Source organism: Streptomyces sp. NPDC102462 (assembly GCF_044765425.1).
Lineage (GTDB): Bacteria > Actinomycetota > Actinomycetes > Streptomycetales > Streptomycetaceae > Streptomyces.
The window spans coordinates 221,745-235,027 of the sequence record NZ_JBIWKB010000001.1 but is presented as its reverse complement, the minus strand read 5'-3'; the positions used below and the strand labels follow the sequence as shown (position 1 = coordinate 235,027).

At 72.6% G+C, this 13,283-nt stretch carries 10 protein-coding genes and 1 pseudogene; 5 read left to right on the top strand and 6 right to left on the bottom strand.

Annotated features, from left to right (window positions below):
* Positions 1-58: 58 nt before the first annotated feature.
* The 3 genes and pseudogenes from ACIRFL_RS01080 to ACIRFL_RS01070 form a co-directional block, all read left to right on the top strand.
* A complete protein-coding gene (locus tag ACIRFL_RS01080) occupies positions 59-2,818 on the top strand; it encodes a SpoIIE family protein phosphatase (RefSeq protein WP_404022876.1) in 2,760 nt (919 codons plus the stop codon).
* 73 nt (positions 2,819-2,891) lie between these two features.
* Positions 2,892-4,208, top strand: a complete 1,317-nt coding sequence (locus tag ACIRFL_RS01075; protein WP_404022874.1) for a PP2C family protein-serine/threonine phosphatase — start codon at positions 2,892-2,894, stop codon at positions 4,206-4,208.
* 303 nt (positions 4,209-4,511) lie between these two features.
* Positions 4,512-5,321: pseudogene (locus ACIRFL_RS01070) on the top strand (MASE1 domain-containing protein); the annotation flags it as partial.
* Between the two features lie 270 nt (positions 5,322-5,591).
* Here the strand turns inward: ACIRFL_RS01070 and ACIRFL_RS01065 are convergent.
* From ACIRFL_RS01065 to ACIRFL_RS01040, 6 genes are read right to left on the bottom strand one after another with little or no spacing between them, the layout of a single operon-like run.
* Positions 5,592-6,818, bottom strand: coding sequence for an acyl-CoA dehydrogenase family protein (locus ACIRFL_RS01065; RefSeq protein ID WP_404022873.1), 1,227 nt, complete (start codon positions 6,816-6,818; stop codon positions 5,592-5,594).
* Positions 6,815-7,222: a hypothetical protein gene (locus tag ACIRFL_RS01060; RefSeq protein WP_404022872.1), complete on the bottom strand. Its 408-nt coding sequence runs from the start codon at positions 7,220-7,222 to the stop codon at positions 6,815-6,817. The genes ACIRFL_RS01065 and ACIRFL_RS01060 overlap by 4 nt, the downstream gene beginning before the upstream one ends.
* Positions 7,219-7,638: a hypothetical protein gene (locus ACIRFL_RS01055; RefSeq protein ID WP_404022871.1), complete on the bottom strand. Its 420-nt coding sequence runs from the start codon at positions 7,636-7,638 to the stop codon at positions 7,219-7,221. The genes ACIRFL_RS01060 and ACIRFL_RS01055 overlap by 4 nt, the downstream gene beginning before the upstream one ends.
* Positions 7,635-9,233: a hypothetical protein gene (locus ACIRFL_RS01050; RefSeq protein ID WP_404022869.1), complete on the bottom strand. Its 1,599-nt coding sequence runs from the start codon at positions 9,231-9,233 to the stop codon at positions 7,635-7,637. The genes ACIRFL_RS01055 and ACIRFL_RS01050 overlap by 4 nt, the downstream gene beginning before the upstream one ends.
* Complete coding sequence (locus tag ACIRFL_RS01045) at positions 9,221-9,901, bottom strand: nitroreductase (RefSeq protein WP_404022867.1); 681 nt, start codon at positions 9,899-9,901, stop codon at positions 9,221-9,223. Before ACIRFL_RS01045 ends, ACIRFL_RS01050 begins: the two co-directional genes overlap by 13 nt.
* Positions 9,902-9,908: 7 nt before the next feature.
* Positions 9,909-11,345 carry a hypothetical protein gene (locus ACIRFL_RS01040; protein WP_404022865.1) on the bottom strand — a complete coding sequence of 479 codons (1,437 nt, stop codon included), beginning with the start codon at positions 11,343-11,345 and terminating at the stop codon, positions 9,909-9,911.
* Between the two features lie 325 nt (positions 11,346-11,670).
* Between ACIRFL_RS01040 and ACIRFL_RS01035 the strand changes: the two genes are divergently transcribed.
* Positions 11,671-12,087, top strand: coding sequence for a YciI family protein (locus tag ACIRFL_RS01035; protein WP_404022864.1), 417 nt, complete (start codon positions 11,671-11,673; stop codon positions 12,085-12,087).
* Entirely contained in the window at positions 12,087-13,232 is a 1,146-nt protein-coding gene (locus ACIRFL_RS01030; protein WP_404023163.1) for an RNA polymerase sigma factor, read from the top strand. The genes ACIRFL_RS01035 and ACIRFL_RS01030 overlap by 1 nt, the downstream gene beginning before the upstream one ends.
* The last annotated feature ends 51 nt before the right edge of the window (positions 13,233-13,283 follow it).

Below are 13,283 nucleotides of genomic sequence, written 5' to 3'. Positions count from 1 at the left end.
TCGGCGGCAGGCAGGACAGCCGGTCGCCCCCGCCCCCGACCGGTGTTAGGAAGGAACCATGGGACGGCTCTCCAGCCTGTTCGGGCGGTCGGGGGACACCGCCGGCACTGGGACCTCACCGCCTGCCCCGGGGCGGCGTCGCCGCGCTTCACGGAGCGTGCGCAGTGTCGCGGGTCAGATCTTCGTGCTGCAGTTGGTGATCCTGATCCCGTTCGGTCTGGCGGCCGTCGTGGCGCTCCTGCTCCAGGCGCGTTCGGCGAGCCTGGAGGAGGCACAGGGCCGGTCCCTCGTCGCCGCGGAGACCTTCGCGCACGCGCCGGGAACGCTCGCCGCCATGAAGTCGGACCAGCCGAGCGCACTGCTGCAGCCGCGCGCCGAGCAGGTTCGAAGGGCATCAGGGGTCGACTACGTCGTCGCGTTCAGCCCGGCCGGCTACAAATGGACCAGTGTCTTTCCGCAGATGCTCGGCAAGCATGTGGTCGGCGACTACCACAAGGCGCTCGGCGGACAGACGTACTCCTCCACGTACACCACGCCCCTGGGGCCGGCCGTGAACACCACCGTTCCCGTGGTCGACACCGACCACAAGGTCGTCGGTCTTGTCTCGGTGGGCATCACGGTCAGGAACGCGAATGCCAGGGTCACCCGGGAACTGCCCCTCGTCCTCGGTTCGGCCGGCGGCGCCATGGTGCTGGTGACCGCCGGGTCGGCGCTGGTGAGCCGGCGGCTGCGGCGGCAGACACACGGCCTGGAACCGGCCGAGTTGCGGCGGATGTACGACCACCACAACGCGGTGCTGCACGCCGCGCGCGAGGGTGTGCTCATCGTCGGGGACAACGGGCGGCTGCTGCTGGCCAACGACGAGGCACGGCGGCTGCTGCGGCTGCCCGGGGACGCGGAGCAGCGCCCCCTTGCGGACCTCCGTCTTGAGGCGGACATCGCCGAGCTGCTGATCTCCGGCCGGACGGCTTCCGACGAGGTGCACAGGGTGGGCGAGCGCCTGTTGTCGGTGAACGCGAGACCGACCGCGCCCCATGGCGCCCAGGCCGGCAGCGTGGTCACCCTGCGTGACACGACCGAGCTGCGGGCCGTATCCGGCAAGGCGGCCGCGGCGGAACGGCGTCTGCGGATGCTCTACGACGCCATGACCAAGATCGGCACCACCCTTGATGTGACACGGACCGCCGAGGAGCTGACGCGGTTCGCGGTCCCCCGGTTCGCCGACATCGCCACCGTCGACCTGGTCGCCTCCATCCTCGAGGGCGGGGAACCGGCGGGTGCGACGATGCGCCGCACGGCCGCCGCCGGCGCCGACCGGCTCCTGTACGACGTCGGCAGGCTGGTCGACTTCGTCCCCGCCAGTCCTCAGGGGATCGCCTTCGCGACCGAGCAGCCCGTGCTCATGAACGGCCCCTCGGCGAGCTGGCGGGAGCAGGACCCGGTCGCCGCCGGCTGGGTCGTCGAGCACGGGATCCACTCGGTGATCGTGGTCCCGGTGCGCGCACGGGGCGTCCTCATGGGGGTCGCCGGTTTCTGGCGTTCCGGGACGCCCGAGCCGTTCGAGCAGGAGGACGTGTCGATCGCGGAGGAACTGGTCGCCCGGGCCGCCGTGTCCATCGACAACGCCCGCCGGTACACCCGCGAGCACACCATGGCCGTGACGTTGCAGCGCAGCCTGCTGCCGCAGGGCATACCCGAGCAGTCCGCCCTGGACGTGGCCCACCGCTATCTGCCCGCCCAGGCGGGAGTGGGCGGGGACTGGTTCGACGTCATCCGACTGCCCGGTGCCCGGGTGGCGCTGGTCGTCGGAGACGTCGTCGGGCACGGACTGCACGCCGCCGCCACGATGGGCCGGCTGCGTACCGCGGTGCTCAACTTCTCCGCCCTCGACCTCCTCCCGGACGATCTGCTGGTGCACATGGACGAGCTGATCGGCCGCATCGACTCCGAGGAGGCCGGGGACGGCGGCGCGAGCATCACCGGAGCCACCTGTCTGTACGCCATCTACGACCCCGTCACCGGCCGGGTGACCGTCGCCCGGGCCGGCCATCCCGGGCCGGCCGTCGTGCGGCCCGACGGAACCGTCTCCTTCCCCGACGTTCCCGCCTCCCCTCCGCTGGGCGCCGGCGGCGGACTGCCCGTGGAGACGGCCGAGATCCTGCTGCCCGAGGGGTCCCGGATGGTGCTCTTCACCGATGGGCTGCTGACCGGAGCCGACCGCGACATCGGCACCGGTCTGAAGGCGCTGCGCGACGCCCTCGCCTCGGGTGCCGACCGCAGCCCCGAGGAGACCTGCGACGACGTGCTCGGCTCGGCGCTGCCCGCCTGCCCCCACGACGACGTCGCCCTGCTGGTGGCCCGCACCCGGCTGTTCGCCCGGGACCAGGTCGCCGAGTGGGGCGTCACCTCCGATGCCGCGGCGGTGGCCCCGATCCGCGCCGACTGCGGCCGCATCCTGGGCGCCTGGGGACTGGAGGAGATCGGATACGCCACCGAACTGATCCTCAGCGAGCTGATCACCAACGCGATCCGCTACGGCAGCCAGCCCATCCGGGTGCGCATGCTGCGCGAGCGGACCCTGATCTGCGAGGTCTCCGACGGCAGCAGCACCTCCCCACACCTGCGGCGGGCGGCCACCACCGACGAGGGCGGCCGCGGGCTGTTCCTCGTCGCCCAGTTCGCCGAGCGCTGGGGCACCCGCTACACCGCACGGGGCAAGGTGATCTGGGCCGAGCAGTCCCTCCACGGCGGCCTGCGGGAACAGGGATCCGACCTCGTCGACCGGCTCCTGAGCCAATGGGACGACGCCGCCCTGTGACCGCGCCCGCCTACGCCGTGCGGACCGAGGTTGAATGGGGGCCGGGGAGGCAGCGAAACCGGAAGTGATCGATGTGTCATCTGAGCGCCACCCCGAGTTGCTGGGGCGTCTCGATACCGAGCTGGGCCGGATCGAGGAGCAGTTGCGTGCCCTGGCCGCCGCCAAGGAACGCATCCAGGGCCTGCTGGACGCGGTGGTGGCGATCACCCGGGAGGTGGAGCTGCCGGCGGTGCTGCGCCGGATCGTGACCACCGCCATGGAACTGGTCGGCGCCCGGTACGGGGCGCTGGGAGTGCTCGACGAGTCCGGCGAGACGTTCGGCCGGTTCGTCGCCGTCGGGCTGTCGGACGCGGATCGCGACGCCCTGGCCGAGGTGGGGCTGCCCCGCGGCCTCGGGGTGCTCGGGGAGGCGATCCGTCACCGCGAGCCGCTACGGGTCGACCGCCTCCCCACCCACCCGGCATCGGCCGGTTTCCCGCCCGGGCACCCCGCCGCGCGCACCCTGCTCGGCGTCGCCGTCGACGTCCGCGGCAAGATCTACGGCGGTCTGTATCTGTCCGAGCGACGCGACGGACATCCCTTCGACGTCCACGACGAGAACATCGTCGTCGCCCTGGCCAGCGCCGCCGGCATCGCCATCGACAACGTCCGCCTCTTCGAGCAGGTCCGCGCCGGATCCGAGCAGTTCCAGCGGCTGTTGCTGCCGACGCTGCCCGAGCTGCGGCCGTTCGACGCCGCGGCGATCTACCGGCCCGCCGCCGAACCCAACCGGCTCGGCGGGGACTGGTACGACGCGATCCTGCTGCCCGACGGTGCGGTGGCGGTCGTCATCGGCGACGTGGTCGGCCACGATCTGCAGGCCGCGGCCGCCATGGCCTCCACCCGGAACATGCTGCGCGCCCTGCTGTTCGAGCGGTGCACTCCGCCCAGCGCGTGCCTGACCCAGCTGGACCGCACGCTGGAGTCCATCACCGACAACCCGGTCACCACCATCAGCCTGGCCCGCATCGAACCCGCGGGGTCCGCCTGGCGGCTGCACTGGAGCAGCGCAGGGCACATCCCGCCGTTGCTGATCGGCCCCGGGCGGCGGGCGGAGTACCTGTTCGCCGAGCCCGGGCTGCCGCTCAACGTGAGCAGCGCGCAGCCCCGCCCCGACCACATCCATGCCCTGCCGCCGGGCGCCACCCTGGTCTTCTTCACCGACGGGCTGATCGAACACCCCGGTCACCCCGTCGACGAAAGCCTGGACGAACTGGCCGAGCTGGCCCGCGCCCACGCCGAGCTGCCCCTGCGGGACTTCGTGCGGACGCTGGCCGACCAGCACCCGAGCGACGGGCACGACGACATGGCGATCCTCGCCCTGCGCACCCCCGCGTCCCCGCGACCCTAGCGGGCGGCAGGTGCGCTGTCGTGTGCGGGAGCGTCGTGGGTTCTCGCGCCGTTCCCCGCGCCCCCAGCGGGCGACCGGTGCGCTGTCGTGTGCGGGAGCGTCGTGGCTTGTCGCGCCGTTCCCCGCGCCCCTGACAGGCGGCAGGTGCGCTGTCGTGTGCGGGAGCGTTGTGGCTTGTCGCGCCGTTCCCCGCGACCCTAGCGGGCGCTGCCCCGACGCGACGGCCCGGGGCGAGGCGGTGGTGTGGCCGGGGGGATCGGCGGATGATGAACTACGGGGCCAGACGGAGGAAGTGACCTCCCGATGAGCGTCGCATCCCGTGACATGCTCCGGCGCTGTGGCATCACCGCGCTTCAGATCGGCGCGGTCGCCGCGCTGTATTACGCCTCGGGCAGGCTGGGTCTGCTCCAGCAGCTCGTGCGCGGCCAGGTCACGCCCCTGTGGCCGCCGACGGGCATCGCGCTGGCGGGGCTGCTGCTCATCGGAAGGCGGGTGTGGCCGGGGATCGCACTCGGCGCGTTCCTGATCAACATCTCGCTCGGCCCTTCGCTACCCGCCGTGCTCGCGATCACGGCGGGCAACACGCTCGCGCCCCTGTGCTCGTACGCTCTGCTTCGTCGGGCCGGATTCAGCACCGGCATGAACCGCTTGCGGGACGTCCTCGGGCTGATCCTCCTGGGCGCGTTCACCGGCATGCTCATCAGCGCGACGGTCGGCAGTGGCACGCTGCACTTCGCCGGCGCGCTGCCGGGCGACCGGTTCTGGCTGACGTGGTGGGTCTGGTGGACCGGTGACGCGATGGGCGTCCTCATGGTCGCCCCGGTCCTGTTCATCCTCCGCACGGCACGCCTGCCGAAGGACGTGCCGCGGTCCCGGTGGGTGGAGGTCTGTCTGCTGGTCCTGGCCACCGCCGCCGTCGCCGTCCTCGAAGCGTCCCCCGCACCGCTGGTCTTCCTCGCCTTCCCGGTGCTCATCTGGGCCGCCTTCCGCTTCCAGCGCAGCGGGGCAGCGCCGTGCGCTCTGGCCGTGTCGACGTTCGCGATCCTCGCCGCCACCCGCAGAACGGGGCCGTTCGTCGGGCACAGTCTGCTCGTCAACATGATCGCTCTGCAGGCGTTCAACGGTGCCGCCGCGCTGACCGCGCTGCTGCTCGCCGCGGCGATCACCGAGCGCAACCAGGCCCACGAGAAGATCGAGCAGGCCTGCACACGACTCGCCGAGCTGGCGGCGAGGACCGCACCCGATGTCGGCGGCCCCTCACGCTCGGGCACGACGGCCGGGGCGGCCACGGCGGGACGACGGCGCCGGACGGCCCCGATCACCCGACGACGGCGTCGCCTGAGGGGCCGCACCGCTGACGCCGTTTCGCAGGGCCGTGGTGTCTCAGAGCGTGTGGAAGGACGGGTCGTACGGCTCGCCGAGCACGGCACGCCCCACGGTGGCCAGGACGTGATCGCCGACGTCATGGAGCTGATACAGCGTCAGGTCTCGCAGGATCCGCTCCACCGGGCTGGGCCGGACCAGGCTGCGGGCCCCGCACACCTGGATGACGTGCTGCACGGTTTCCCGGGTCGTCCGCGCGATCAGATGCCAGGCCCTGTCCCCGGCGATCCGGGCCTCGTCGAGCCTGCCCTCGTCCCACAGACCGGCCACATGGCGCAGCCAGAGGCGGGCGGTCTCCACATCGATCGCCATGCTGCCCACCCGTTGCTGCACATAAGGGTCCTTGCTCTTGCCCTGCCGCTTCAGATACCCGAGCCCGTACTCGTAGGCGCCGAGGGCGCCGCCGAGGAAGCTCGCCGCGTAATGGGGGACGAAGGCGGTCTGCCATTGCCCCTCGAAGTAGCCTCCGGGGCCGCCGATGACGTGGTCACGCGGTACGAAGGTGTCGTTGAAGCGCACCGCGTGGCTGACCGTCGCGCGCATGCCGACCGGGTCCCACCAGGAAGCGTCCACGGTCACGGACGGATCGGACAGGTCGCAGGCGAGCAGCAGGAGCCTCCCGCGGACGTCCCGGCTTCCGCGGGCCGCGCCGGGAGAGTCGGGATCGACGAGCAGGATCGCCCACTGGGCTCCGGTGGCACCGGTGGCGAACGCCTTGCCGCCGTTGAGGACCCAGCCGTCGTGGACGGGGACCAGCGTGGTGCCGAAGCTGAGCCTCTCGCCCGGCTTCGGGGCCTGCGGCTCACCGCTCCAGGCGGCCCATTTCTCGCCGCGGTCCACCACGCCGGCGAACCAGCGTCGTTTCTGCTCCGGGCCGGCCAGCGCGTCGATGAGGACCAGTGCGTTGGCGTGTCCCTCCCAGCAACGGGCCAGCGACAGATCGGCCTTGGCCAGCGCGGTGGTCATCTCCCACAGGGGCAGGGTGTGGCGCTGCCGGGGACCGTAGCCGAGGCCCCCGTACTCCCGGGGCACGGTGACGCCCAGGAGTCCGCTGGCGAACAGGTCCTCGAAGTCCTCGGCGGGGAAGACGGCCTTGCGGTCGTACTCCTCGGCGCGGGCGGCGAATCTGTCCGCGGCGAGCTTCGCCGCGGTGGCGAGAACAGCCTGGTCGTCTCCGATCGCCGCGTCGCGGACCGTTGCGGCGGCTCGGGACAGGTCGTCGGTCATGTCGGGGTGGGCCCTTCCAGGCGGTAGAAGTGGGCGCGGTACATCACGTTCGGCAGCCGCGCGTGGGCGGGGTGGACGGTGTGCACGTCGATGGTCAGCAGGCCGCGGTTGAGGTAGCCGGCGAGGACGACCTGCCTTGGGCCGAGCGGGCCTTCGGCGAGGAAGGCGACGGCCTCGAACACGTCGATGTCATCGGCCAGCGGCACCGCAGGCAGGACGGCGCCGGTGACTGGTGCGGTTTCCGGTGTGGCCTGTGAGGTCTGCGGATCGCCTCGTTCGGTGATCCGCAGCATGAGCCGGCCGCCGTCGACCGCGGCACCGACCAGGTCGATGCCGGTGGCCGTGGTGTCGAAGTTGACCCAGTCGCCTGCCAGCGGCGAGGGATCGACCGGGTGGGCCGTCATGCCCGCGCCTCCGTCCGGTGGAAGAACGAGCGGGCCCAGTGGTCGGCACCCGCGCCGTCGCCGCTGAGGACGGTGGCCGTGGTCGCGACCAGGATGCCCGTCTTGTGGTAGGCGCACACGACGGTGCGCAGCGCGCCGATGTCGTAGACGACGCGGAACGCCCAGGCGACCGACGGCGTGCCCGGTGGGGTGTACAGGACCGCCGGTGCCGCACCCCAGTCGCCCGGCTGCGGGCCGCCGGCCCCGAAGGCCCGCACGTACACGCCTTCGTCCTGTCGCATGACGCTCAGCAGGCGGGCGCCCTTCGCGGTGTGCCGGTCGGTGTTGACCCAGTGCCCCAGCAGTGCCGACACGTCCGGTGTGCCGGGCGGGCGGGGTGTGGGCGGTCCGGACGGGGCTGTCGGACGGGTGGTCATGGTGTCTCCCGCCTCGTGCGGTGTGTCGGTGCCGGTCCCCGCGACGCGGTGCTGCCGTGGGCGGCGGCCCGCTCGGCGAATCCGCGGCACAGGGAGCGCAGCGGCGGCGTCTCGGGCATCTGATGGCCCGTCATCAGCCGGAACTGCTCGCGTACTTCGACGGACAGGACCTGCCAGCCGTCGATGTCGAGCAGACCGCGGGCACGGCTGGCGCGGGTGAGCGCGGTCGGCGGATCGCGGTAGGCCATCTCCAGCACCACCGCGTCCCGGTCGGCCGCGGCGACCGGGAACGGCTCCCGCTCCACCTGGGATGTGGCGTGCGTGAGCAGGTCGTATCCGGCCGGGGAGAAACGGGACAGCGGTACGTAGGGAAGTCCGAGCCGCGCGGAGGCTTCCCGGCCGTGCGCCGCACCGCGGTTGACCAGGGTCACCCTGGCTCCTGCCGCACGCAGGGCCCAGGCGACCGCCCGTCCGGCGCCGCCGCAGCCGACGACGGCGGCCTCGCTGCCGCTCGGGTCGACTCCGTGCAGGGCGAGGGCCCGCAGGGCTCCGACGGCGTCGGTGGTGGCCGCCCGCCAGCGCCCGGCGTCGAGCCACAGCAGATTGGCCGCGCCGCTGCCCGACGCCTCCGCGTCGGCGACGTCGGCCGCCTGCAGCGCGCTCTCCTTGTGCGGAGCGGTCACGGTCAGGCCGCGCAGGGGAAGCCCGCCCAGCGCGCCGAAGTCACTGCCCCATTGCCAGAAGTGGGGGAATCTGTCCACCTGGAAGGGCAGGTAGAGCGCGGGCAGCCGCAGCTCCCGCAGCGCCGCGTTGTGCAGCCGGGGCGACAACGACCTGCCCGGGGTGCGCCCGGCGATGCCGAGCAGGGCGCTGAGCGGAGCCAGGGCGGGCAGACCGTAGTCGGCCCGGAGCCGGTCCGCGCTCGGCATGCCGTCGGCCCCCGGCGCACCGACCCGGCCGTAGACGACCGGCGCGCCGAGCCACGGCGCCAGCACCCGGGTCCACAGGCCGGCGGGCCCCGACGCGAACGCCGTGACGTCGGTGCGTCGGAGCCCGGCGAGCAGCAGCGGGGCGGCGGACCCGTACTGTGCGCCGGACCGCGGCACGAGGAGGTACAGCGCCGCCGGCACGGCGGACATCGCGGCGAACCGCTCCCGGAGTCTGCGGGCCGCCTCCCGCAGCCCCACGCCCTCGGCCCTGCCCGCGCCTTCGGACGCGTGCCAGGACAGACGCCGCTGCCGGGCCGGGATGGCCGCCAGCAGCTCCGGGCACGCGTCGTCCATCGCCTCAAGATCGACCAGTTCGTAGTGGTCGGCGGCGCGCAGCAGCCGGGTGCGCCGTTCCACCGTGCCGGCGGCCGAGCGCCCGCCCTGTCGCGCGGAGCGCAGGCTGTAGGTCAGCTGCCCCGTGAAGTGCCGCCGCAGCCGGGACGGATCGGGGTCGCCGACCAGGTCGGCGCGGACCTCCAGCTCGTCCGCCACCGCGGCGAGGCCGCGCAGCGCTCGGGGGGCGAGGTCTTCCGGTTCGGCGGCCACCGCGACCAGCCGGGCCCGGTGCCCGAGGGGGGCCGCGTATCCGCTCGTCACTCGCGCCACTGGACGTACTCCTCCAGACCGGCTCGCCGTGGGACGAACCGATTGACCGGGGCTGTCTCGTCCGCGTATCCGACAGCCATAGTGCATACGACGAGCCGGTCCGCAGAGATTCCCAGATTCGCCCGGAGCACGTCTCCGTAACCGGCGACACTGAACTGCGGACAGCTGCTGATCCCCCTGGCCACCAGTCCGAGCATGACGTTCTGCAGGAAGAGGCCCAGCTCCAGGAAGGTGCCCTGCACCGCGTTCCGGGGCAGATGGCAGACCAGGGCGGTGGGAGCCCCGTAGAAGCGCAGGTTGTCCCGCAGGTGCGCCCGGGCGGCCGCACGGTCCGGGACGGTGTGCCCCTTGGCCGACAGCACCCCGGTCACGGCCTGTTCGGCGCGTCGCTCGACGGCCTCGTCGAGCGACGCGGGCCGGCTGGTGCAGTCCGGGCGAGGCGGGTCACCACGGTCGAACGCCTCGCACAGGGCGTCCACCAGCGCCTTCAGGCTGCCGCCGGTCACCACCGTCACCTGCCACATCTGGGTGTTGCGGCTCGACGGCGCGTGAGCGGCGGCGAGGAACACCTCCACCAGGTCGTCCTTGGGCACCACCCGGTCCACGAAGGCCCGCTTGCAGTGCCGGGAGGTGATCAGGGACAGGCCGTCGCGCAGCCCGTGGGTCATCCCTGCCTCACCCCCGTCCCGAGGTGATACCGCGGGGGTCGTAGGACTCGGCGAGCTCGCGCAGGCGGACGTGGACGGAGCGCTGGATGTGCTGCGCGCACTGCCGGTACGCCTCCGGGGACTGCCCGTCCGGATCGGGTATGTCACCGTACGGGTCCAGCCGGAGGGTACGGCTCTCGGCCTCGGGCGCCAGGGCGATCACCCTGTCGCGATGGGCTCCGGTCATGCAGTAGATGACGGAGCTGACCAGGCACAGCTCCGAGGTGACCGGGCGGGCGCGGTGACGGCGGGGGTTTCCCCGGCCGGGCACCCGCCGCAGAGCGAGGTCGGCGAGCGCGGAGCGGGCACCGACGGCCATCGGATGTGCGGGCAGCGGCGTGGCGACACCCGCGCTGGAGAACCGGAAGACGTGTGCGAGGCCCGCCTCCGCGGCCTGGGCCCACGCGATGACCTCCGCCATGGGCGAGCGGCAGGTGTTCCCACCGCACACGAACAGCACCCGGCAGGCCGCGCCCGTGCCGCGGGTTCGCCGCCACAGGGCGGCCGACGGCCAGGCCAGGGCCGCGGCCGCGGCGACGCCGAAGGCGAGCGCGATGAGCTGACTGCTTCCCGGAGCAGCGAGTCCGGCGAGCCATGCGAGCGCGTAGGAACCGACCAGGCCGGACATCAGGCTGGCGAACGCCCACGCCGGCACACCCCAGGTGTATTCGCGCCGGTCGAGGTAGATCAGCGAAGCGAAGACGAACAGTACCTCGTAGGCCACGCCTATCCCCGCCGCAGCCAACGCTGCGGGTGTCGTGAGGAACGTGGTGAAACCCGCGGCCAGCTGTGGCTGCCCGGCCAGCGCTCCGGCGCCCAGCAGCACGGCCAGCCAGACCGGTGCCGCGGCATGTTCCTCCACGAAGAACCGCCGGTCCGTTGCGACGACACCGTTCTTGGCGACGCGGCTCATGATGTCGAACCGGCCGAGGTAGCCGACCAGATAGACGAGGACGCTCAGCACGGCGGCCAGCGTGAGGTGGTAGCTGTTCACATCACCGAGAGCGACGGAGACCGCGATCAGGCTGAGGACCAGCCCCAGCCAGGAGTGCTTCATCACCGGGCGGCCGTCGGACAGGTCGATCAGCGGGGAGAGAATGAGGACGCCGCCCCGCATCAGCAGCAGCATGAAGAGGATGGAGACACCGGCGAAGGTGTAGTTCATCGTGGTGGCACCGATGATGAGGGAGGTGAAGAAGCCGGCCGCCAGCGTCTCCCGTCCCGCCGCCGGAATCCGGCGCCCGCCGATCCCGATGCGGCGCATGTGCCGCCACCGGCCCGTCACGCACAGGAACAGCACCATGGCGACGAGTTGCCCGAGGACGGCCGCGGGCAGCATCTCGAAGCCGCTGACCGGCTGGGACGACAGCGGGGTCACCCCGCTGGCGAGCGCCTTCACCAGCATGGCGTAGGGAACATACGCTACGAAGTATCCAAAGGTGAGCCAGCCCATGTGCATCCCATCACCGGTCGAACATCAGGGGTTCGAAGACCGCAGGTCCGGGATGTCGAGGGTCTTGGAAGATGCGAGCCTCGACTGTTCAGTCAAAAAATGCTACCGCCGACGGCCGTGCCGAGCCATCGCGGCAACAGCCTCGGACGGCTCGGCCAGGCCCGTCCGTGAGAGCGCGAAAAAAAGTCCGCACGGCGATGTCGAGATCCCGTGACCGGCTCCGTCCCCGGGGTGAACGTGACCACAATGGGTCGCACCAGCACCGAGGAGACACACGATGGCCAAGTACCTGCTGCTCAAGCACTACCGCGGCGCTCCGGCGGCGGTCAACGACGTACCGATGGACCAGTGGACGCCGCAGGAGATCTCGGCGCACATGCAGTACATGCGGGACTTCGCGGCCCGGCTCGAATCGACCGGCGAGTACGTCGACGGTCAGGCGCTCTCTCCGGAGGGGACGTTCGTCCGGTACGACGGCGAGGGGCGCCCGCCGGTCACCGACGGCCCGTTCGCCGAGACCAAGGACCTCATCGCCGGCTGGATGGTGATCGACGTCGACAGCTACGAGCGCGCCGTCGAGCTGGCCGGGGAGTTGTCGGCCGCGCCCGGTGCCGGCGGGAAGCCGATCCACGAGTGGCTGGAGCTGCGCCCGTTCCTGGTCGCGCCGCCCACCGTCCCGGAGTGCCATCTGTGATGGACGAGGCCCTGCTGAGGAGCCTCACGCCGAGCGTGCTCACGGTCCTCGTCCGCCGCGGAGCCGGCTTCGCGGCGGCCGAGGACGCCGTGCAGGACGCGCTGATCGAGGCGGTCCGGGTATGGCCGGACGACCCCCCGCGGGACCCGAAGGGCTGGCTGGTCACCGTGGCCTGGCGCCGGTTCCTCGACGCGACCAGGGCGGACGCCGCACGCCGCCGGCGTGAGGACGTCGTCGAGGAGCAGCCGCCGCCCGGCCCCACCCCCGCGGTGGACGACACGCTCCAGCTGTACTTCCTGTGTGCCCACCCGTCTCTGACGCCGTCGTCCGCGGTCGCGCTCACGCTGCGCGCCGTGGGCGGGCTGACCACCCGCCAGATCGCCGCGGCCTATCTGGTGCCCGAGGCGACCATGGCGCAGCGCATCAGCCGGGCCAAGCGCACCGTCTCCGGTGTGCGGTTCGACCGGCCCGGCGATGTCGCCACCGTGCTGCGCGTCCTGTATCTGGTCTTCAACGAGGGGTACTCCGGCGACGTCGACCTCGCCGCCGAGGCGATCCGGCTCACCGGGCAGCTCGCGGCGGCGATCGACCACCCCGAGGTGGCCGGGCTGCGCGCCCTCATGCTGCTCCATCACGCCCGGCGGGCCACCCGGACCGCGCCCGACGGCAGCCTGGTCCCGCTCGCCGAGCAGGACCGCGGCCGGTGGGACACCGCGTCGATCGCCGAGGGCGTCGGGATCCTCCAGGCGGCGCTCGCCCGTGACCGGCTGGGCGAGTTCCAGGCCCAGGCCGCCATCGCCGCGCTCCACGCGGACGCGCCCACCGCCGAGGAGACCGACTGGGTGCAGATCGTCGAGTGGTACGACGAACTCGTGCGCCTGACCGACAGCCCGGTCGTCCGGCTCAACCGCGCCGTCGCCGTCGGCGAGGCCGACGGGCCGCGCGCGGGCCTGGCGGCGCTCGCGGCCCTGGACCCCGCACTGCCACGCCATGCGGCGGTGGCGGCGCACCTCCACGAACGCGACGGCGACCCGGCGACGGCGGCACGGCTGTACGCCGAGGCGGCCCGCAAGGCACCCGACCTGGCCGAGCGCGACCATCTGACCCGCCAGGCCGCCCGGCTCAACTCCCGTCGACACCGCTGACGGCTCGCGCCACCTGGTGTGACCCTGGTTCTGATCATCCCCGTCGAGGAG

Bases quoted from the DNA above. Each gene is read 5' to 3' on its own strand.
- ACIRFL_RS01080 (WP_404022876.1), top strand. From the start codon at position 59: ATGGGACGGCTCTCCAGCCTGTTCGGGCGGTCGGGGGACACCGCCGGC.
- ACIRFL_RS01065 (WP_404022873.1), bottom strand. From the start codon at position 6,818: ATGACCGACGACCTGTCCCGAGCCGCCGCAACGGTCCGCGACGCGGCG.
- ACIRFL_RS01060 (WP_404022872.1), bottom strand. From the start codon at position 7,222: ATGACGGCCCACCCGGTCGATCCCTCGCCGCTGGCAGGCGACTGGGTC.
- ACIRFL_RS01055 (WP_404022871.1), bottom strand. From the start codon at position 7,638: ATGACCACCCGTCCGACAGCCCCGTCCGGACCGCCCACACCCCGCCCG.
- ACIRFL_RS01045 (WP_404022867.1), bottom strand. From the start codon at position 9,901: ATGACCCACGGGCTGCGCGACGGCCTGTCCCTGATCACCTCCCGGCAC.
- ACIRFL_RS01040 (WP_404022865.1), bottom strand. From the start codon at position 11,345: ATGCTGGTGAAGGCGCTCGCCAGCGGGGTGACCCCGCTGTCGTCCCAG.
- ACIRFL_RS01035 (WP_404022864.1), top strand. From the start codon at position 11,671: ATGGCCAAGTACCTGCTGCTCAAGCACTACCGCGGCGCTCCGGCGGCG.
- ACIRFL_RS01030 (WP_404023163.1), top strand. From the start codon at position 12,087: ATGGACGAGGCCCTGCTGAGGAGCCTCACGCCGAGCGTGCTCACGGTC.